The organism is Pseudomonas sp. DWRC2-2 (assembly GCF_049897885.1).
In the GTDB taxonomy this organism is placed as follows: Bacteria; Pseudomonadota; Gammaproteobacteria; order Pseudomonadales; family Pseudomonadaceae; genus Aquipseudomonas; species Aquipseudomonas azotoformans_A.
Genome location: NZ_JAFCXD010000003.1, coordinates 655,253 through 670,442 on the forward strand (window position 1 = coordinate 655,253; position 15,190 = coordinate 670,442).

Annotated in this window: 15 protein-coding genes; 8 read left to right on the top strand and 7 right to left on the bottom strand. The window is 62.1% G+C overall.

Translation table 11 applies throughout. The features are described from left to right. Positions 1–7: 7 nt before the first annotated feature. The 3 genes from rsmB to def form a co-directional block, all read right to left on the bottom strand. Positions 8–1,318, bottom strand: coding sequence for a 16S rRNA (cytosine(967)-C(5))-methyltransferase RsmB (rsmB, locus tag ACP7EW_RS18320; protein ID WP_426218741.1), 1,311 nt, complete (start codon positions 1,316–1,318; stop codon positions 8–10). Beyond that, entirely contained in the window at positions 1,315–2,265 is a 951-nt protein-coding gene (gene fmt, locus ACP7EW_RS18325; RefSeq protein ID WP_426218743.1) for a methionyl-tRNA formyltransferase, read from the bottom strand. The genes rsmB and fmt overlap by 4 nt, the downstream gene beginning before the upstream one ends. Positions 2,266–2,333: 68 nt before the next feature. Further along, on the bottom strand, positions 2,334–2,840 hold the full coding sequence (def, locus tag ACP7EW_RS18330; protein WP_016978734.1) for a peptide deformylase: 507 nt from the start codon (positions 2,838–2,840) through the stop codon (positions 2,334–2,336). A gap of 135 nt (positions 2,841–2,975) precedes the next feature. On the opposite strand from def, the gene ACP7EW_RS18335 reads away from it, so the two are divergent. From ACP7EW_RS18335 to ACP7EW_RS18345, 3 genes are all read left to right on the top strand, one after another. Beyond that, positions 2,976–3,752 carry a peptidoglycan-binding protein gene (locus ACP7EW_RS18335; protein WP_426218745.1) on the top strand — a complete coding sequence of 259 codons (777 nt, stop codon included), beginning with the start codon at positions 2,976–2,978 and terminating at the stop codon, positions 3,750–3,752. A gap of 63 nt (positions 3,753–3,815) precedes the next feature. Further along, positions 3,816–4,910: a DNA-processing protein DprA gene (gene dprA, locus ACP7EW_RS18340; protein WP_426218747.1), complete on the top strand. Its 1,095-nt coding sequence runs from the start codon at positions 3,816–3,818 to the stop codon at positions 4,908–4,910. 54 nt (positions 4,911–4,964) lie between these two features. After that, positions 4,965–5,522: an L-threonylcarbamoyladenylate synthase gene (locus ACP7EW_RS18345; protein ID WP_003170728.1), complete on the top strand. Its 558-nt coding sequence runs from the start codon at positions 4,965–4,967 to the stop codon at positions 5,520–5,522. A 132-nt stretch (positions 5,523–5,654) separates the two neighbouring features. Here ACP7EW_RS18345 and ACP7EW_RS18350 read toward each other — a convergent pair whose 3' ends face one another. Then, positions 5,655–6,632, bottom strand: a complete 978-nt coding sequence (locus tag ACP7EW_RS18350) for a quinone oxidoreductase family protein (protein ID WP_426218749.1) — start codon at positions 6,630–6,632, stop codon at positions 5,655–5,657. A gap of 159 nt (positions 6,633–6,791) precedes the next feature. Between ACP7EW_RS18350 and hemF the strand changes: the two genes are divergently transcribed. Next, on the top strand, positions 6,792–7,724 hold the full coding sequence (gene hemF / locus ACP7EW_RS18355) for an oxygen-dependent coproporphyrinogen oxidase (protein ID WP_426218751.1): 933 nt from the start codon (positions 6,792–6,794) through the stop codon (positions 7,722–7,724). Further along, the gene (gene aroE, locus ACP7EW_RS18360; protein WP_038847809.1) at positions 7,724–8,545 is read left to right on the top strand and encodes a shikimate dehydrogenase; all 822 of its coding nucleotides are present in this window, start codon (positions 7,724–7,726) and stop codon (positions 8,543–8,545) included. The genes hemF and aroE overlap by 1 nt, the downstream gene beginning before the upstream one ends. Here aroE and ACP7EW_RS18365 read toward each other — a convergent pair whose 3' ends face one another. The 3 genes from ACP7EW_RS18365 to betC all read right to left on the bottom strand — a co-directional run bounded on the left by ACP7EW_RS18365 (position 8,546) and on the right by betC (position 12,719). Continuing rightward, entirely contained in the window at positions 8,546–10,114 is a 1,569-nt protein-coding gene (locus tag ACP7EW_RS18365) for a SulP family inorganic anion transporter (protein WP_426218754.1), read from the bottom strand. A gap of 160 nt (positions 10,115–10,274) precedes the next feature. Then, a complete protein-coding gene (gene choX, locus ACP7EW_RS18370; protein WP_038851068.1) occupies positions 10,275–11,189 on the bottom strand; it encodes a choline ABC transporter substrate-binding protein in 915 nt (304 codons plus the stop codon). Between the two features lie 15 nt (positions 11,190–11,204). Beyond that, positions 11,205–12,719 carry a choline-sulfatase gene (gene betC, locus ACP7EW_RS18375; protein WP_033900445.1) on the bottom strand — a complete coding sequence of 505 codons (1,515 nt, stop codon included), beginning with the start codon at positions 12,717–12,719 and terminating at the stop codon, positions 11,205–11,207. 103 nt (positions 12,720–12,822) lie between these two features. Here betC and ACP7EW_RS18380 point away from each other — a divergent pair, with 103 nt between their 5' ends. The 3 genes from ACP7EW_RS18380 (at position 12,823) to ACP7EW_RS18390 (ending at position 15,190) form a co-directional block, all read left to right on the top strand. Next, a complete protein-coding gene (locus tag ACP7EW_RS18380; RefSeq protein ID WP_038851072.1) occupies positions 12,823–13,773 on the top strand; it encodes a choline sulfate utilization transcriptional regulator in 951 nt (316 codons plus the stop codon). Positions 13,774–13,804: 31 nt separating this feature from the next. Then, positions 13,805–14,134 carry a DOPA 4,5-dioxygenase family protein gene (locus ACP7EW_RS18385; protein ID WP_426218757.1) on the top strand — a complete coding sequence of 110 codons (330 nt, stop codon included), beginning with the start codon at positions 13,805–13,807 and terminating at the stop codon, positions 14,132–14,134. 96 nt (positions 14,135–14,230) lie between these two features. Continuing rightward, positions 14,231–15,190, top strand: a complete 960-nt coding sequence (locus ACP7EW_RS18390) for a 2-dehydro-3-deoxygalactonokinase (protein WP_426218759.1) — start codon at positions 14,231–14,233, stop codon at positions 15,188–15,190.

The following is a 15,190-nucleotide window of genomic DNA, read 5'->3' on the forward strand; positions in this document are numbered from 1 at the left end:
AAACCATTCAGCCGCGCGCGGCGGCGATCTTGATCAGTTTGGCGTAGTAGAAGCCATCGTGTCCGCCTTCTTGCGCGAGCAACTGGCGGCCGTGGGGCTGCTTGATACCGGCCGTGGTGGCGAGGTCCAGCTCCCGGGCGCCGCTGGTGCGGGCGAGGAAGGCTTCGATCACCTCGGTGTTTTCCGTCGGCAAGGTGGAACAGGTGGCGTAGAGCAGGATGCCGCCGACTTCAAGGGTCGGCCACATTGCGTCGAGCAGTTCGCCTTGCAGCAAGGCCAGGGCGGCGATGTCGTCGGGTTGGCGGGTGAGCTTGATGTCCGGGTGGCGGCGGATCACGCCGGTGGCCGAACACGGCGCATCGAGCAGGATGCGCTGGAAGGGTTTGCCGTCCCACCAGGTGGCGGTGTCACGGCCGTCGGCGGCGATCAGTTCGGCGCTGAGGCCCAGGCGCGCGAGGTTTTCGCGTACGCGCACCAGACGCTTGACTTCCAGGTCGACAGCGACCACACCGGCCAGGTCCTTTTCGACCTCCAGAATGTGACAGGTCTTACCGCCTGGCGCGCAACACGCGTCCAGCACGCGTTGACCGGGTGCCAGGTCGAGCAGGTCGGCAGCCAGTTGCGCGGCTTCATCCTGCACGCTGATCCAGCCTTCGGCAAAGCCCGGCAGGCTGCGCACGTCAGTGGCGGCTTCGAGCACGATGCCGTCGACGCTGTACACGCACGGCGTGGCGTTGATGCCAGCCTCGGTGAGCAATTGCAGGTAGGCGTCACGGCTGTGATGGCGACGATTGACCCGCAGGATCATCGGCGGGTGCGCATTGTTCGCTGCGCAAATAGCTTCCCATTGCTCAGGCCAGAAGGCTTTCAGGGACTTTTGCAGCCAGCGCGGGTGTGCGGTGCGCACCACCGGGTCATGTTCCAGCTCGGCCAGCAGCGCTTCGCTTTCGCGCTGGGCGCGGCGCAGCACGGCGTTGAGCAGGGCCTTGGCCCAAGGTTTTTTTAGCTTGTCGGCGCAACCGACGGTTTCGCCAATAGCGGCGTGGGCGGGCACGCGGGTGTAGAGCAGTTGATAGAGGCCCACCAGCAACAGCGCTTCCACATCCGCATCGGCCGCCTTGAACGGCTTTTGCAGCAACTTGGTTGCCAACGCCGACAAGCGTGGCTGCCAGCGGGCCGTGCCAAAGGCCAGGTCCTGGGTGAAACCGCGATCGCGATCTTCGACCTTGTCCAGTTGGGTCGGCAACGAACTGTTCAGCGAAGCCTTGCCTTGGAGGACGGCAGCGAGAGCCTTGGCGGCGGCCAGACGTGGGTTCATTGCGCTGCCCCGAGGAGAGTACCCACGGCAAATTTCTCACGACGGCTGTTGAACAAATCGCTGAAATTAAGCGCCTTGCCACCGGGCAATTGCAGACGAGTCAGGCACAACGCCTGTTCACCGCAGGCGACCAGCAGGCCGTCCTTGCTGGCGCCGATGATCTCACCGGGAGCGCCTTTACCGTCGGCCAGGGTGGCGGCCAGCACTTTCAAGGCTTCGCCGTTGAGGGTGCTGTGGCAGATCGGCCATGGGTTGAAGGCGCGCACCAGGCGTTCCAGCTCCACGGCCGGGCGGCTCCAGTCGATGCGCGCTTCGTCTTTGTTCAGCTTGTGGGCGTAAGTGGCCAAGCTGTCATCCTGCACTTCACCTTCCAGGGTGCCGGCGGCCAGGCCGGCGATGGCCTGGATTACTGCGGGCGGGCCCAACTCGGCAAGGCGGTCGTGCAGGCTGCCACCGGTGTCTTCGCCAATGATCGGCGTAGTGACCTTGAGCAGCATCGGGCCGGTGTCCAGGCCGGCTTCCATGCGCATCACGGTCACGCCGCTTTCGCTGTCACCGGCTTCCACGGCGCGCTGGATCGGCGCCGCACCGCGCCAGCGAGGCAGCAGCGAGGCATGGCTGTTGATGCAGCCCAGGCGTGGGATATCCAGCACCACCTGCGGCAGGATCAAGCCGTAGGCCACTACCACCAACAGGTCCGGCTTCAGCGCCGCCAGTTCGGCCTGGGCCTCGGCGTTGCGCAGGGTCGGCGGTTGCAGCACGGGGATGTTGTGCTCCAGCGCCAGCTGCTTGACCGGGCTCGGCATCAGTTTTTGCCCACGACCGGCCGGGCGATCCGGCTGGGTGTACACCGCGACGATGTCATAAGGGCTGGCAAGCAGGGCCTTGAGGTGTTCGGCGGCAAATTCAGGCGTGCCGGCAAAAACAATGCGCAGTGGCTCGGTCATGGGAGGTCTCGGTTAAAAGCAGTCACAAAAGAAAAAGGCTTGCCGCAGCAAGCCTTTGGAAGGGGGCATCAAGCTTGCTGGCGATGCTTTTTTTCCAGCTTCTTCTTGATCCGATCGCGCTTGAGCGTGGACAGGTAATCGACAAACAGCTTGCCGTTGAGGTGGTCGCATTCGTGCTGGATGCACACTGCCAGCAGGCCTTCGGCAATCAGCTCGAATGGCTTGCCGTCGCGGTCCAGGGCCTTGATCTTCACGCGCAGCGGGCGCTCGACGTTCTCGTAGAACTCCGGCACGGAGAGGCAGCCTTCCTGGTATTCGCCCATCTCGTCGGTCAGCGGTTCGAACTCCGGGTTGATGTACACCATCGGTTCGCTGCGATCTTCCGACAGGTCCATGACCACGACGCGCTGATGCACGTTGACCTGGGTCGCGGCGAGGCCGATACCCGGGGCTTCATACATTGTTTCAAACATGTCATCGACCAACTGACGAACCTTGTCGTCCACTACGGCCACCGGTTTGGCGATCGTGCGCAGGCGCGAGTCGGGGAATTCGAGGATGTTCAAAATAGCCATAAGCGTAATTGCTGCACATGTGAGGTAGAGGCAAATCGGCGTTGGGATGGACCCACACGGCCGGTGTGAAACCCTTAAAAGCCGCGAAGGCCAAGGCATTTCACGCGAACGCACATAATAAAGGAGATTCACCCCATGAGGAAATCGCTACTCGTCTTGCTGCTGTGGGCCCCGTTTTCCATGGCCCTGCTGCCCCCGCCCGTCCAGCGCCTGGAACAACCGACGCAACAGGCTATCCAGCGCTTCCTGCTGCATAACCGCATCCTTGATACACCCCAGGACCTGGACAATGCGCCGTACATCGTTGCTGCCGAGGCTGGTCGCGTGCTCGGCGCCAATGGCGAGCGGGTGTATGCCAGGGGCAACCTGGACCCTTCCCAACCCAATTACGGCATATTCCGACGCGGCAAGGCCTACACCGACTCGCAGACCCTAGAGCTGTTGGGGATCAACGCCGACGATATCGGCACTGCCCGTTTTATCACCGCGGGCGACCTCACCACCCTGGCTGTGCAGCGTGTCACCCAGGAGGTACGCCCCGGTGACCGCCTGCTGCGTGCGCAAACACCCGTCGACCCGGCCGCTCTTGCTGTCACGCCAACGGCTGCCTTTATCGAAGGGCAGATCATCGATATTCCCAAGGGCGTGACCCAGATCGGCGTGCTGGATGCCGTAACCCTGAACAAAGGCCGTCGTGACGGCCTGGTCGAAGGCCAACTCCTCAGCGTGATCAAGACCGGCGCCACGGTGCGCGACCGCCTGACCGGCGCGCCGACGAAACTGCCCGACGAGCGCGCCGGCACCCTGCTGGTGTTTCGTACCTACGAAAAGCTCAGTTACGGCCTGGTGCTCAATGCCTCACGACCGCTGGCGGTGATGGACCGTTTCGAGACTGCTCATCAAACACAATGAATAGCCTGCTAAATAAGTTACCAACAGAGTTATCCACAGCTTGTTACGGTCAAGGATGATCAGATGTTTCCGACAAATAGCCATCAAATTTCCCCATCAGAACTGGAAGCCCGACTACGCTTGCACAGGCTGCCGGAGCTGGGTCCGAAGCGTTTTCGCTTGTTGATCGAAGCGTTCGGCTCTGCCTCAAAAGCCATCAGTGCGCCTGCCAGCGCCTGGCGTTCACTCGGGCTGCCGGCCATCAGCGCCGATGCCCGGCGCAGTCATGAAATTCGCGATGCTGCCAGCGAGGCTTTGGCCTGGCTGGCCTGCCCGGCCCAGCATTTGCTGATGTGGGACCAGCCGGACTACCCCGCACTGCTTGCCCAGATTGATGATGCGCCGCCGCTGTTATTCGTCGCCGGTGACCCTGCAATCCTGGAAAAACCGCAACTGGCGATAGTCGGCAGCCGCCGTGCATCGCGTCCCGGCATGGACACGGCGGCGGCGTTTGCGCGCAGCTTGGCGAGCGCCGGTTTTGTCATCACCAGTGGCCTTGCGTTAGGCATTGACGGTGCAGCGCATCAGGCGGCATTGGATGTGGGCGGCCAGACAATCGGCGTGCTCGGCACCGGGCTGGAAAATTTTTATCCACAGCGCCACCGACGGCTGGCAGCGGCGATGATTGACCAAGGCAGCGCGGTGGTTTCCGAGTTCCCCCTGGATGCGCCGCCCCAGGCGGGTAACTTTCCCCGACGCAATCGGATCATCAGTGGCTTGTCCCTGGGCGTGCTGGTGGTGGAAGCCAGCATGGCCAGCGGTTCGCTGATCACGGCGAAACTGGCGGCCGAGCAAGGGCGCGAGGTGTATGCGATTCCGGGCTCCATCCATCATCCCGGCGCCAAGGGCTGTCATCAGTTGATCCGCGAGGGCGCGGTGCTGGTGGAGACCATCGAACACATCCTGGAAGGTTTGCGTGGTTGGCAGGCGTTGTCACGCCCTACCCCGATGCCGGTTGTCCATCCGTTGGTGGCACTGCTGCACGCGGCACCCCACACCAGTGAAGCCCTGGCGGTTGCCAGTGGGCGGTCGTTGTCCCAGGTGCTGGCGACCCTTACGGAGCTTGAGCTCGAAGGCCAGGTCATCTGCGAAAGCGGGCGCTGGCTTGCACGCTGCTAGGTTTTGTAAAGAAGATCGGTAAACTGCGCAGAGCTTTAGTCTGGAGAGTGAACAATGGTCAACCGGTGGCGTGTGCTGGAAACCGCACGAGAAATTCGCGCAGGCGCGGTGATTGCCTATCCAACCGAAGCGGTTTGGGGCCTGGGCTGCGATCCGTGGAACGAAGAAGCAGTAGACCGTTTGCTCGCCATCAAGAACCGTTCGGTGGACAAGGGCCTGATCCTGGTGGCGGACAATATCCGTCAGTTCGATTTTCTGTTCGAAGACTTCCCGCAGGACTGGATCGACCGCATGGCCAGCACTTGGCCAGGGCCGAACACCTGGCTGGTGCCCCATCAGGACTTGTTGCCGGAGTGGGTGACGGGTGTGCACGACACCGTTGCCCTGCGGGTGACTGACCATCCGCTGGTACGGGATTTGTGCTCGCTGGTGGGGCCGTTGATTTCTACTTCGGCCAACCCGCAGGGTCGCCCGGCGGCGCGCACGCGGATTCGCGTGGAGCAATACTTCCGTGGCCAAGTGGATCTGGTGCTGGGTGGCGCCTTGGGTGGGCGCAAGAACCCGAGCTTGATTCGTGATTTGGTGACTGGCGAGGTTGTGCGGCCTTCCTGAGACCGAGGTGCGGCCTTCGCGAGCAAGCCCGCTCCCACATTTTGATCGAGTTCCAACTGAAGGAATGCGGTCAAAATGTGGGAGCGGACTTGCTCGCGAAGAGGTCCTTAAAGTCGCCGAAAATCTATAGCCTTACGGCAACAAAATAGTCGACCCAGTCGTCCTGCGCCCCGACAACTCCGTCTGCGCCTTCGCCGCCTCCGCCAGCGCATACCGCTGGTTGATATCAATGCGCACCTTGCCGCTCTGGATCATCGAGAACAGGTCATCCGCCATCGCCTGCAGGTTTTGCGGGTTGTTGGCATAGGTCGCCAGGGTCGGCCGGGTGACGTACAGCGAGCCCTTGGCCGACAGGACCCCCAAGTTCACCCCATCCACCGCGCCGGACGCATTGCCGAAACTCACCACCAGCCCCCGTGGCGCGACGCTGTCCAGCGAGGTCAGCCAGGTGTCCTTGCCGACGCCGTCGTACACCACCGGCACTTTTTTGCCGTCGGTCAATTCCAACACGCGCTGTGCGACGTCTTCCTTGCTGTAGTCGATGGTTTCCCAGGCACCGAGGGATTTGGCCAGGGCGGCTTTTTCCGGTGAACTCACAGTACCGATCAGCTTTACACCCAGGGCCTTGGCCCATTGGCAGGCCAGGGAGCCGACGCCACCGGCAGCGGCGTGGAACAGGATGGTTTCGCCGCCCTTCAGTTCATAGGTCTGGCGCAGCAGGTACTGCACGGTCAGGCCTTTGAGCATGGCGCCGGCGGCTTGTTCGAAGCTGATGTCGTCCGGCAGGTGCACCAGGTTGGCGGCGGGCAGCACATGCAGTTGGCTATAGGCGCCCAGCGGGCCGCTGCCGTAGGCCACGCGGTCACCGACCTTGAACTGGGTGACTTCGCTGCCGACCGCGTCGACCATACCGGCACCCTCTGCGCCCAACCCCGATGGCAATGCGGGTGGTGCGTAAAGGCCACTGCGGAAATAGGTGTCGATGAAGTTCAGGCCAATCGCCTCGTTACGCACGCGAACCTGCTGCGGGCCGGGCTCTGCCGGCGTGTAGTCCACATACTCAAGCACTTCGGGGCCGCCATGGGCGCTGAACTGGATACGTTTGGCCATCTGCACTTCTCCTGGGTTCGAATCGCGTAGCCCCCTATCGGACTCCTAAGCTTGATCTTCGTCAACTGCGGCGCAACCGGGTGCAGTGGTATCCTGTGCGCCCATTTGCCGCCGACGCCCGATGGCCTCGCGTAGCTTTGCCCGATTCAAGGTGATGCCATGACTACCCGCACCGAGGCTGTAAAGGCCTACCTGCTTGACCTGCAAGACCGCATTTGCAGCGCCCTGGAAACCTTCGAGACGGACACTCGCTTTATCGAAGACGCCTGGACCCGGCCTGCCGGCGGCGGCGGTCGCACCCGTGTGATCGCAAACGGTTCGGTGATCGAAAAAGGCGGCGTTAACTTTTCCCACGTATTTGGCAGTGGTCTCCCGCCGTCCGCCAGTGCGCACCGTCCGGAACTGGCGGGTCGCGGCTTTGAGGCCTTGGGTGTGTCGTTGGTGATTCATCCGCACAACCCACACGTACCGACTTCCCACGCCAATGTGCGCTTTTTCATCGCTGAAAAAGAAGGCGAAGAGCCGGTGTGGTGGTTCGGCGGCGGTTTCGACCTCACGCCTTACTACGGCAATGAAGAAGACTGCATCCACTGGCACCGCGTGGCCGAGCAGGCCTGTGCGCCGTTCGGCCCGGACGTGTACTCGCGCTACAAAGCCTGGTGCGACACCTACTTTCACATCAAGCACCGCAACGAACCGCGCGGCATCGGCGGCCTGTTCTTCGATGACCTGAACGAGTGGGACTTCGACACCTGCTTCGCCTTCATCCGCGCCATCGGCGATGCCTACATCGACGCCTACCTGCCGATCGTGCAGCGCCGCAAGGCCACCGCCTACACCGAGCAGCAGCGCGAATTCCAGGAGTTCCGTCGTGGTCGCTACGTTGAATTCAACCTGGTCTACGACCGTGGCACCCTGTTTGGCCTGCAATCGGGCGGACGCACCGAGTCGATCCTGATGTCGCTGCCGCCGCAAGTGCGCTGGAGCTACGACTGGAAGGCCGAGGCCGGCAGCGAAGAAGCGCGCCTCACCGACTACTTCCTGCAAGACCGTGATTGGCTGGGCCTGACCGCGCCCAAGGCGGCTCTCTGATGGACCGCTATGTCGTGTTCGGCAACCCCATCGGCCACAGCAAATCGCCGCTGATCCATCGCATGTTCGCCGAGCAGACCGGCGAGCAACTGGACTACAGCACCTTGCTGGCGCCGCTGGAGGATTTCACCGGATGTGCCCGTGAGTTTTTTCAACAAGGTCGTGGCGCCAACGTCACCGTACCGTTCAAGGAAGACGCCTACCGCTTGGCCAACACCTTGACCGACCGCGCCCAACGCGCGGGCGCGGTGAACACCCTGAGCAAACTGGCCGACGGCAGCCTGTTGGGCGACAACACCGACGGTGCCGGCCTGGTGCGTGACCTCACGGTTAACGCCGGGTTGAGCCTGCAAGGCAAACGCATCTTGTTGCTGGGCGCTGGTGGTGCGGTACGTGGGGCGTTGGAACCGTTGCTGGCCGAACAGCCTGCTTCGCTGATCATCGCCAACCGCACCGTGGAAAAGGCCGAAATGCTCGCTGAGTTGTTCGACGACCTGGGCCCGGTGTCCGCCAGTGGTTTCGATTGGTTGCGTGAGCCGGTGGACGTGATCATCAACGCCACCTCCGCCAGCCTGTCAGGCGATGTACCGCCGATTGCGGGCAGCCTGATCGAACCGGGCAAGACGTTTTGCTACGACATGATGTACGCCAAGGAACCGACCGCGTTTTGCCGCTGGGCCACCGAACAAGGCGCAGCCGTTGCGATGGATGGCCTGGGCATGCTGGTGGAACAGGCGGCGGAAGCCTTCTTCCTGTGGCGCGGCGTGCGCCCGGACTCGGCGCCCGTACTGGCTGAACTACGCCGCCAGTTGGCGCTGTAATCACTCCTGGAACTGGATGGGGCAGCTGTCGGCCCCTTCCAGCTTTTTCAACTCTTCTACTACCTGCGGCCTGGCCCGGCGCAATGTCAGGCTGCGCCCCAACCCGCGCAAGCGCCGCGCTTCCTGGTGCAGCATCTCCACCCCGGAATAGTCGATAAAGTTGATCTGCTGCGCCTCGATCACCACCCGTTCGCCCTGCAGGCTTTGCAGGCGCACTTGCAGGTAGTGGCTGGCGCCGAAAAAGATCGAACCGCCCACCCGCAGCACATCTTCATCGCCGTCGCGCCATTGCTGTACCCGCGGCTGCGAAGTGCGCTTGAGGTAGAAAAACAGCGACGCCAGCACCCCGGCGTAAATCGCTGTTTGCAACTCCAACAGCAAGGTGGCGACGCAGGTCAGGCTCATCACCACGAACTCGGCGCGACTGACGCGGAATAACGCGCGAATGCCGCGACGGTCCACCAAACCCCAACTGATCAGCAAAATGCTCGCGGCCATGCTCGGGATCGGAATATGGGCGATCAATGCCGCGCCAAACAGCGCAAACAGTGCCACCCACAACGCGGAAAACACGCCTGCCAACGGCGAACAGGCGCCCGCCTCGTAGCTGAGGCCGGAGCGTGTGAACGAACCGGCTGACAAATACCCGGAGAAAAATCCGCCAACGATGTTGGATAAACCCTGCGCTCGCACTTCCTGGTTGGCATCGAGCAATTGCTGCGAACGCGCCGACAGCGAGCGGGCAATCGACAAGCTGGTCACCAGCCCCAGCATGCCCACCGCCACGGCGCTCGGCAGCAGGCGCAGGATCACGTCCAGGTCCATGGGCAACGGGCTGAACGGCGGCAGTTTGCCGATAAACGAACTGACCAGCGCCACATGCCCGAACATCGCCGGCCACAGCCACGCCACCAGGCTGCCCAGCGCCAAGGCGATCAACAGGGTCGGCCAGCGCGGTACGAGGTATTTGAGCAATGCTCCCACCAGCAAGGTACCGAGCCCGAGTATGAGTGAAGCGTGATCCCATTCGCCGCTATGGTGGATCAGTGCCAGCAGGCTATTGATCGCCGTGGCCTGGCTCGGTAAATCCAGCCCCAGCAGATTGGGCAGCTGCCCGAGCGCAATCACCACGGCGGCACCCAGGGTGAAACCGAGCACCACTGAATGAGAGACAAAATTCACCAGCGCGCCAAAGCGCAGCATGCCCAGCAGCCACTGGAAAACCCCGGCGAGGAAGGTGAGCAACAGGATCAGGGTGATGTAGTCCTGCGAGCCCGGCACGGCCAGCGGGCTGACGCTGGCGTAGAGCACAATGGAAATCGCCGCCGTGGGGCCGCAGATCAGATGCCAGGAGGAACCCCAGAGGCAGGCGATCAGCACCGGGATGATTGCGGCGTACAAGCCGTATTCGGGTGGGAGACCGGCGATCAGCGCGTAGGCAATTGACTGTGGCAAGGCGAGAACCGCGCCACTGAGGCCCACCATCGCATCCCGGCCGACGCTGGCGCGGGTCTGACGCGGGAGCCAGGCGAGGAAGGGGAAGAGTGTGTGGCGGTTGGGCCGGGGCATCGCGGACTCGGGTAGAAAGGTTTAGCGCAGAGTATCAGCACATATTGGTCCCTGTGGGAGCGGGCTTGCTCGCGAAAGCGGAGTGTCAGTTAACATTTACTCAACTGATCCGACGCCTTCGCGAGCAAGCCCGCTCCCACATTTGGATTGCATCAGGCCTTTAGAGCTTGGCTTTTACAGCGCCCAGCGCATCCTTGCCATCCACGGTCTTCACGCCCTCCAGCCATTTATCCAATACCGCCGGGTTGGCCTTGATCCACGCCTTCGCCGCATCGGCATTGCTGACCTTGTTGTTGGCCACCTCGGCCATGATGCTGTTTTCCATGTCCTGGGTAAAACTCAGGTTGGTCAGCAGTTTTCCTACGTTCGGGCAGGCCTGCGCATACCCTTTGCGGGTCAAGGTATACACGCTGCCGGTGTCACCAAAATATTTCTCGCCGCCCTTGAGGTAGTGCATTTTCAACTGCACGTTCATCGGGTGCGGGGTCCAGCCGAGGAAGGTCACGAATTTCTGCTTCTTAACCGCCCGCGACACTTCGGCGAGCATCGCCTGTTCGCTGGACTCCACCAGCTTCCACTGGCCGAGCGCAAAGTCGTTCTTCTTGATGATTTCCTGCAACGAAATATTCGCCGGTGCGCCGGAGCCGATGCCGTAGATCTTTTTGTCGAACTTGTCGGCAAATTTGTTCAGGTCGGCAAAGTCATGCACCCCGGCGTCCCACACATAATCGGGCACGGCGAGGGTGAACTCGGTGCCGTCGAGGTTCTTCGCCAGTTGCACCACGTCGCCATTGGCCACGAACTTGTCATAGAAGCCCTGCTGTGCCGGCATCCAGTTGCCCAGGAACACATCCACCTGGCCGTCCTTGAGCCCGCCAAAGGTGATCGGCACCGCCAGGGTGTCGACCTTGGGTTTGTAGCCCATGCCCGTCAGCAGAAAACCGGTGATGGCATTGGTGGCCGCAATATCGCTCCAGCCCGGATCGGCCATCTTTACCGTTTCACAACTGGCGTCTGCGTAAACATTGGCGCTTCCCAGCGCCAGGAGCCCCAGCATCACAGTTAACTTTTGCATGGCCTTCCCTCAGTGTTATTGGTTTTGGCAGGGTTGTGGATAACGTGCCTTGCGCTCCAGGTCGTCGAGGTCGATATGGTTGCGCATGTATTGCTGACTGGCGTCCACCAGTGGCTGGTGATCCCAGCTCTTCAGCTTGCCCTGGGTCAGTGCTTCAAACACCAGACGGCGGCGGCGTTGGCTGGCGAGCACCTGTTGGTGGATCGCCGGGATGTCCCATTTGGCCCGCGCCTCGTCCAGGAAGGCTGCAAACAGTGCCCGGTGTTGCGGCGACTGGCTGAGGTCTTCCTGCTCCCGTGGGTCGTTGTGTACATCGAACAGTAGACAAGGGTCGTCTTCGCTGTAGATGAATTTGTAGGCGCCCCGGCGAATCATCATCAGCGGGCTGATGGTGCCTTCGGCCATGTACTCGCCAAACACTTCGTCATGCCCGCCCTGCCCTTGCAAGTGCGGGACCAGCGAGCGGCCGTCCAGCGGCAGGCGCGGGTCCAGCTCGCCGCCGGCCAGTTCCACCAGAGTCGGCAGCAGGTCGGCGGTGGACACGGCTTTGCTCACGCGGCCTGCCGCGAACTGTCCCGGCGCACTGACCAGCAGCGGCACGCGGGCGGCCATTTCAAACCAGTGCATTTTGTACCAAAGGCCGCGTTCGCCGAGCATGTCGCCGTGGTCGCCGGAGAAGATGATGATGGTGTCGTCGGCCAGGCCGGTGTCTTCCAGGGTTTGCAGCAGCTTGCCGACGTTGCTGTCGATGTAGCTGCACGCGCCGAAGTAGGCACGCCGTGCATCGCGGATCTTATCCACAGGCAGCGGCTTGTCCCACAGGTCGTAGACCTTGAGCAAGCGCTGGGAATGCGGGTCGAGATCGCTTTGCGCGGGTGTTGTAGGCAACGGGATGTCGGCATCGTCGTAAAGGTCCCAGAACGGTTTGGGAATGGTGTACGGGTCGTGAGGGTGAGTCATCGATACCGTCAGGCAGAACGGCTGGTCGCCGTCTTCGCGGATATGGTCGAACAGGTATTGCTGCGCCTTGAACACCACCTCTTCGTCGAAATCCAGCTGGTTGGTGCGCACGCACGGCCCGGCTTGCAGCACCGACGACATGTTGTGATACCAGGTGGGGCGCACGTCCGGCTCGTCCCAGTTCACCGCCCAGCCATAATCGGCGGGGTAGATGTCGCTGGTCAGGCGTTCTTCGTAGCCATGCAACTGGTCCGGACCGCAGAAGTGCATCTTGCCCGACAAAGCGGTGCGATAGCCGAGGCGACGCAGGTAGTGGGCGTAGGTCGGCACATCGGCGGGGAAGTCGGCGGCGTTGTCGTAGGCGCCAATCTTGCTCGGCAACTGGCCACTCACCAGTGTGAAACGCGACGGCGCACACAACGGGCTGTTGCAATAGGCGGCATCGAACACCACACCCTGCTCGGCGAGGCGACTCAGGTTGGGCAACTTGATGGGCGAAGAACCGTAGAACGGAAGCAACGGGGCGGCCATTTGATCGGCCATGATGAAAAGAATGTTCTTGCGCTTCATGATCTATCGGCATTCCATAGGCGGTGTTTATGCCAATGAGCATGCAACCCACGGAAAGTGGGGTAAAGCCCATGAAAAGCAATGTCTAGGATAAGCACAGCTTATGTATGAGGCCCTCGGTGACCTGTCCCTCGATCTGCTGCGCGCCTTCGAAGCAGCCGCACGCCATCGCAGCTTTACCGCCGCGGCGATGGAACTGGGCACCACCCAACCGGCCATCAGCCAGCAGATCAAGCGCCTGGAAGAGCAGTTGGCGATTCGCCTGTTTGATCGCATCTACCGGGGCATCGAACTGACTGACGCTGGCGCCCTGCTGTTCGAGCATGTGCAAGGTGGGTTGCAGGGCATCAACCAGGGCTTGAGCCTGATCACCCAACAGGACCAGCATGAAGTGCTGCAAGTCGCCACCGACTTCGCCTTCGCCGCCTATTGGTTGATGCCGCGCCTGCATCGCTTTCACCAGGCCAACCCTCAGGTCGATGTGAGCCTGGTGACCAGCGAGCGCAATCACGCCACTTTGCGCAGCGATATCGACGTGGCGGTGTTGTTTGGCGACGGCCGTTTCAAGCAGGGCGACAGCCTGTGGCTGTTCAACGAGGAAGTGTTCCCGGTGTGCAGCCCGCAGTGGCTCAAGGAACAGGCGACGCCGCTGACTGTGCAAAATTTGCACGATGTCCCCTTGCTGCACCTGCGCCAGGAAAACAACAGCCAGTGGTTCGACTGGAGCGGTGTGTTTCGCGAACTGGGCATCGCCAGCGCACCGACGCCCGGCCAACTGCGCTTCGACAACTACACCCTTTTGATCCAGGCGGCCATTGCCGGCCAGGGCGTCGCCATCGGCTGGCGGCACCTTGTGGATAACCTGCTGGAGCAGGGCTGGTTGTGCCGACCGGTGAGCGACACCGTCATCTCGCGCTTTGGCTATTACGTGGTGCAGCCCCAGCGCAAACGCCGAGGGCAGTTGGTCGAGCGCTTCGTCGACTGGCTGGTGGCAGAACAAGCCAGCAGCGCGCAGTCGCTGACCGGGCTGGCCCTGCCGTCCATTGCGGTCTAGCATCTGGCGCCTATTGGATCCGGAGTCCGCCATGCAACGTATCAAGGGCTACCACGCCCATATCTACTTCGACGCCAGCACCATCGAACAGGCGCGCACCCTGTGTGAAGACGCCGCCAAACTCTTCCCGCTGCGCATGGGGCGTGTGCACGAACGACCGGTGGGCCCGCATCCGGATTGGAGCTGCCAACTGGCGTTCGATTCGGAATACATCGGCGTGGTCCTGCCGTGGTTGGTGATCCATCGCAACGGGCTGGTGGTGTTCCTGCACCCCGAGACCGGCGATGACTTGAAGGACCACACCGACTATGCGGTGTGGATGGGGGCGATGCGGGAACTGAACTTGTCAGCCTTTTCCTGAATAAAATCCCTAAATATGGGATTGATATTTATATATTGAGACTTGCGCCCGCGTAGGTTTATATTCGCTGCATCCGCTCAGAACTCAGGTGAAGCGATGCAGGCGCAATTGATCGCGCTCGATTGGGGGACCAGCTCCCTTCGTGCTTACAAACTCGGCCCCGCAGGCACCGTGCTGGAACAGCGCTCGCTGGCGTGGGGCATCATGCATTTGCCCGCCGAACCCCGGGACATTGCCGGTGTGCGTTGCAGCAACGGCTTCGAGTTGGCGTTTGATGCGGCCTGCGGGGATTGGCTCGACGCCGAACCGGGTTTGCCGGTGATTGCCTGTGGCATGGTCGGCAGCGCCCAAGGCTGGAGCGAAGCGGCCTATCGCAATACCCCGGTCGACGTCGCCAGCCTTGGCCAGGCGCTGCATCAGGTGCACAGCCTGCGCGGCGTGGCCGTGCACATCGTGCCGGGCGTGATCGAGCAGGTCGGCTTGCCCAACGTAATGCGTGGCGAAGAAACCCAGGTGCTGGGCGTACTGCAAGGGCTGGGCGCCGATGTGTTGATTGGCCTGCCGGGCAGCCATTCCAAGTGGGTCGAGGTGGTCGACGGCTGCATCACGCACTTCGATACCTTCATGACCGGCGAGCTGTTTGCAGTGTTGAGCAAACACAGCATCCTCGGGCGTACCCAGCAACCCAGCGAACGATTCCAGGCCGAAGCCTTCGACCGAGGCGTGCACGTGGCGCTTTCCGAAGACGGCCAGCGCGGCGTGCTGTCCACCTTGTTCAGTGCCCGCACCCTCGGGCTCACCGGCGAACTCGCGCCTGACCAACAGCCCGATTACCTGTCCGGCTTGCTTATCGGCCATGAACTCGCCGGTCTGCCCGACAGCGCCAAACACAAGCCGATCATCTTGGTCGGCGCCGCGCCACTTTGCACCCGTTATCAACGCGCCCTCGCCCTTTGCGGCTTTGCCCACGTCAGCCTGGCGCAGGAAGCCACCGAGCGCGGCCTGTGGCAATTGGCCGTAGCGGCCGGGCTCACTCAACCTGTATTGGAGGCCTGA

What these genes read in the sequence shown, in the direction of transcription:
- ACP7EW_RS18365 (WP_426218754.1), bottom strand. Translation starts at nt 10,114, where the DNA reads ATGCCCCGGCCCAACCGCCACACACTCTTCCCCTTCCTCGCCTGGCTC.
- ACP7EW_RS18350 (WP_426218749.1), bottom strand. Translation starts at nt 6,632, where the DNA reads ATGGCCAAACGTATCCAGTTCAGCGCCCATGGCGGCCCCGAAGTGCTT.
- rsmB (WP_426218741.1), bottom strand. Translation starts at nt 1,318, where the DNA reads ATGAACCCACGTCTGGCCGCCGCCAAGGCTCTCGCTGCCGTCCTCCAA.
- ACP7EW_RS18385 (WP_426218757.1), top strand. Translation starts at nt 13,805, where the DNA reads ATGCAACGTATCAAGGGCTACCACGCCCATATCTACTTCGACGCCAGC.
- ACP7EW_RS18345 (WP_003170728.1), top strand. Translation starts at nt 4,965, where the DNA reads ATGGTCAACCGGTGGCGTGTGCTGGAAACCGCACGAGAAATTCGCGCA.
- def (WP_016978734.1), bottom strand. Translation starts at nt 2,840, where the DNA reads ATGGCTATTTTGAACATCCTCGAATTCCCCGACTCGCGCCTGCGCACG.
- dprA (WP_426218747.1), top strand. Translation starts at nt 3,816, where the DNA reads ATGTTTCCGACAAATAGCCATCAAATTTCCCCATCAGAACTGGAAGCC.
- ACP7EW_RS18335 (WP_426218745.1), top strand. Translation starts at nt 2,976, where the DNA reads ATGAGGAAATCGCTACTCGTCTTGCTGCTGTGGGCCCCGTTTTCCATG.
- hemF (WP_426218751.1), top strand. Translation starts at nt 6,792, where the DNA reads ATGACTACCCGCACCGAGGCTGTAAAGGCCTACCTGCTTGACCTGCAA.
- ACP7EW_RS18380 (WP_038851072.1), top strand. Translation starts at nt 12,823, where the DNA reads ATGTATGAGGCCCTCGGTGACCTGTCCCTCGATCTGCTGCGCGCCTTC.
- choX (WP_038851068.1), bottom strand. Translation starts at nt 11,189, where the DNA reads ATGCAAAAGTTAACTGTGATGCTGGGGCTCCTGGCGCTGGGAAGCGCC.
- aroE (WP_038847809.1), top strand. Translation starts at nt 7,724, where the DNA reads ATGGACCGCTATGTCGTGTTCGGCAACCCCATCGGCCACAGCAAATCG.
- ACP7EW_RS18390 (WP_426218759.1), top strand. Translation starts at nt 14,231, where the DNA reads ATGCAGGCGCAATTGATCGCGCTCGATTGGGGGACCAGCTCCCTTCGT.
- betC (WP_033900445.1), bottom strand. Translation starts at nt 12,719, where the DNA reads ATGAAGCGCAAGAACATTCTTTTCATCATGGCCGATCAAATGGCCGCC.
- fmt (WP_426218743.1), bottom strand. Translation starts at nt 2,265, where the DNA reads ATGACCGAGCCACTGCGCATTGTTTTTGCCGGCACGCCTGAATTTGCC.